The 4,266-nt window shown below is 66.5% G+C and carries 2 protein-coding genes; both read left to right on the forward strand.

Features of this window, described 5'->3' with window-relative positions; translation table 11 throughout:
• Nucleotides 1–1,635 (forward strand): NAD(P)H-dependent oxidoreductase subunit E (locus tag AC2FNA_RS24060; RefSeq protein WP_496830949.1); only part of this gene is annotated, 1,635 nt, incomplete at its 5' end.
• A 1-nt stretch (nucleotide 1,636) separates the two neighbouring features.
• Nucleotides 1,637–4,266 (forward strand): formate dehydrogenase subunit alpha (fdhF, locus tag AC2FNA_RS24065; RefSeq protein WP_496830951.1); only part of this gene is annotated, 2,630 nt, incomplete at its 3' end.

Here is a 4,266-nt window from a genome sequence, read left to right on the forward strand (position 1 = left end):
CGTCGATTGCCGAAGGGTCGTGTTTATAGTGATGAGGCGTTGGCGGATGTTCGTGCTTTGCTGGGGGATCGTCCTCGGCGGCGGGATTTGCTGATCGAGTTTCTGCATCTCATTCAGGACGCTTACGGGCATTTGTCGGCGGATCATCTTGCGGCTTTGGCGTTCGAGATGAAGCTGGGGCAGGCGGAGGTTTACGAGACCGCAACCTTTTACGCGCATTTTGACGTGGTGAAGGAGGGCGAGACACCGCCGCCGGCGCTGACGATCCGGGTTTGTGATTCGCTGAGCTGCGAGCTGGCCGGGGCCGAGCAGCTGCGCGCGGCGCTGGAAGAGGGGCTCGATCCGGGCCGGGTGCGGGTGTTGCGGGCGCCCTGCATGGGGCGCTGCGACACGGCGCCGGTGCTGGAGCTGGGCCATAACCATATCGATCACGCCACGCCGGAGAAGGTGCGGGCGGCGATCGCGGCGGGCGATACCCATGCGCATCTGCCCGCATACGAGACGTTCGATGCCTATGCGGCGGCGGGCGGTTACGCGGTGCTCAAGGGGCTGCGGGCGGGCGGCGACTGGGAAGCGGTGCAGGACAGCGTGCTGTCGGCGGGCCTGCGCGGCCTGGGCGGCGCGGGTTTCCCCTCGGGGCGCAAATGGGGCTTTGTGCGGGCCAATCCGGGTCCGCGTTACCTGGCGGTGAACGGTGACGAGGGCGAACCGGGCACCTTCAAGGACCGCTATTACCTGGAGCGGGTGCCGCATCTGTTCCTCGAGGGCATGCTGATCGCGGCCTGGGCGGTGGAGGCCGAGACCTGCTATATCTACATGCGCGACGAATACCCCGCCGTGCTGGAGATCCTGCGGCGCGAGATCGCGGCGCTGGAGGCGGCCGGGATCGTGGCCAAAGGCTATATCGACCTGCGCCGGGGCGCGGGCGCCTATATCTGCGGCGAAGAAAGCGCGATGATCGAGAGCATCGAGGGCAAGCGCGGGCTGCCCCGGCACCGGCCGCCCTTTGTGGCGCAGGTGGGTCTGTTCGACCGTCCGACGCTGGTCCATAATATCGAGACATTGCATTGGGTTGCGCGGGTCTGCCGCGAGGGGCCCGAGGTTCTGAATTCGGTCGAGAAGAACGGCCGCAAGGGCCTGCGCAGCTATTCGGTCTCGGGCCGGGTGGCCAAGCCCGGGGTGCATCTGCTGCCGGCGGGGTCGACCATCCGCGACGTGATCGCGGCGGCGGGCGGCATGGCGGCGGGCCATGTGTTCAAGGCCTATCAGCCGGGCGGCCCGTCTTCGGGGCTGCTGCCGGCGAGCATGGATGACATTCCGCTCGACTTCGACACGTTGCAGCCGCATGGCAGCTTCATCGGCTCGGCGGCGGTGGTGGTGCTGAGCCAGCAGGACAGCGCGCGCGACGCGGCGCTGAACATGCTGCGCTTCTTCGAGGACGAGAGCTGCGGCCAGTGCACCCCCTGCCGGGCGGGCTGCGAAAAGGCGGTCCAGCTGATGCAGGCCGAACACTGGGACCGGCCGCTGCTGGAAGAGCTGTGCCAGGTGATGGCGGATGCCTCGATCTGCGGTCTGGGCCAGGCGGCGCCGAACCCGATCCGGCTGACCATGAAACACTTCGCGGAGGAGATCTGAGATGGCCGACGGCGCACATGTCGAGATGGTAAGCTTTACCCTCAATGGCGAAGAGGTCACCGTGCCCGAGGGGCTGACCATCTGGGAGGCGGCGCATGGCCGCGGCCTGGTCATTCCGCATCTCTGCCACAAGCCCGACCCGGGCTATCGCCCGGACGGCAATTGCCGCGCCTGCATGGTCGAGGTCGCGGGCGAGCGCACGCTGGTCGCGTCCTGCATCCGGCCGGTGGCCGAGGGCATGGTGGTCACCACCGACAGCGCCCGCGCCGAGGGCGCCCGCAAGATGGTGGTCGAGCTGTTGCTGGCCGACCAGCCCGAGGTGGCGCATGACGCGTCGAGCCATTTCCACGCCATGGCCGATCTGAACGGGGTGAGCGAGAGCCGCTTTCCGGCCCGCGACGCGGCGCATGTGCCGCTGCTCGACGACAGCCATGTGGCGATGCGGGTCAACCTGGATGCCTGCATCAACTGCAATCTCTGCGTGCGCGCCTGTCGCGAGGTGCAGGTGAACGACGTGATCGGCATGGCCGGGCGCGGGGCCGGGGCGCAGGTGGTGTTCGACCAGAACGACCCGATGGGTGCCTCGACCTGCGTGGCCTGCGGCGAATGCGTGCAGGCCTGCCCGACCGGCGCGCTGATGCCGGCGACCGTGCTGGACAGCTATCAGCATGGCGACAGCGCCGATTACGACCGCGAGGTGACATCCGTCTGCCCGTTCTGCGGGGTGGGATGCCAGCTGAGCTTCAAGGTCAAGGACAACAAGATCAAATACGTGACCGGCGTCGACGGCCCGGCCAATGAAAGCCGGCTCTGCGTCAAGGGGCGGTTCGGCTTTGACTATATCGACCACCCGCACCGGCTGACCAAACCGCTGATCCGTCGCGAGGGCGCGCCCAAGGGGCTGAACGTGGACCCGGGCAATCCGCTGAGCCATTTCCGCGAGGCCAGCTGGGAAGAGGCGCTGGATTTTGCCGCCCGCGGCCTGGCCGACCTGCGCGCGCAGAAGGGCAGCTATGTCGCCGGGTTTGGCAGCGCCAAATGCTCGAACGAAGAGGCCTATCTGTTCCAGAAGCTGATCCGCCAGGGCTTTGGCCATAACAATGTCGACCATTGCACCCGGCTTTGCCATGCCTCCTCGGTCTCGGCGCTGCTGGAGAATGTCGGCTCGGGCGCAGTGACGGCGACCTTCAACGAGATCGAGAATGCGGATGTGGCCATCGTGATCGGCTGCAACCCGATCGAGAACCATCCCGTGGCGGCGACCTATTTCAAGCAGTTCACCAAGCGCGGCGGCAAGCTGATCGTCTGCGATCCGCGCGGCGTCGGCATGGGCCGCTTTGCCACCCATCGGTTGCAGTTCAAGCCGGGCGCGGATGTGTCGATGCTGAACGCGATGATGAACGTGATCGTCGAAGAGGGGCTGTATGACCAGGCCTATATCGACCAGTTCACCGAGAACTGGGAGGAGATGAAGGCGCATCTGGCCGAGTACAGCCCTGAGAAGATGGAACCCATCTGCGGCATCGCGGCCGGTGAGCTGCGCGACGCGGCGCGGACATTTGCGGCGGGCAAGGCGGGCATGATCTTCTGGGGCATGGGCGTCAGCCAGCATATCCACGGCACCGACAACTCGCGCTGCCTGATCTCCCTGGCGCTGATGACCGGCAATGTGGGCAAGCCCGGCGCGGGCCTGCACCCCCTGCGCGGTCAGAACAACGTGCAGGGCGCCTCCGATGCGGGGCTGATCCCGATGTTCCTGCCCGATTACCAGTCGGTCACCGATGACGGCGTGCGCTCGGCCTTTACCAGCGTGTGGAACTCGGGCGACTTCTCGAACCAGAAGGGGCTGACCGTGGTCGAGATCATGCATGCGATCCATGATGGCGACATCAGGGGCATGTATATCCTGGGCGAGAACCCGGCCATGTCCGACCCCGATGTGGATCACGCGCGCGCCGCGCTGGCGATGCTCGACCACCTGGTGGTGCAGGATATCTTCCTGACGGAAACAGCGAATTATGCCGATGTGATCCTGCCCGCCAGTGCCTGGGCGGAAAAGACCGGCACCGTGACCAATACCAACCGCCAGGTCCAGATGGGCCGCCCCGCCGTGGCGCCCCCGGGCGAGGCCAGGGAAGACTGGTGGATCGAGGTCGAACTGGCCAGGCGCCTGGGCCTCGACTGGAATTACAGCCACCCCAGCGAAGTATTTGCCGAGATGAAGCGCAACATGAAATCGCTCGACAACATCACCTGGGACCGGCTCGAGGGCGAGGCGGTGACCTATCCCTCGCTCAGCCCCGAAGACCCGGGCCAGGCCATCGTCTTTGGCGACGGCTTCCCGCGCGCCAACAAGCGGGCCCGCTTCACCCCGGCAAAGATCGTCGAGCCCGACGAACGGCCCGATGCGGACTATCCCTTTGTGCTGATCACCGGGCGGCAGCTGGAACACTGGCATACCGGATCGATGACCCGGCGCGCCAGCGTGCTCGACGCGGTCGAACCCGAGGCCAACTGCTCGATGCACCCAGCCACCCTGCGCGCCATGGGCATCGAGCCCGGCGACATGATCCGCCTCACCACACGGCGCGGCAGCGTCCAGGTCATGGTCCGCGCCGACCGCGCCATCGC

It is taken from the genome of Ruegeria sp. YKSD163, assembly GCF_059612905.1.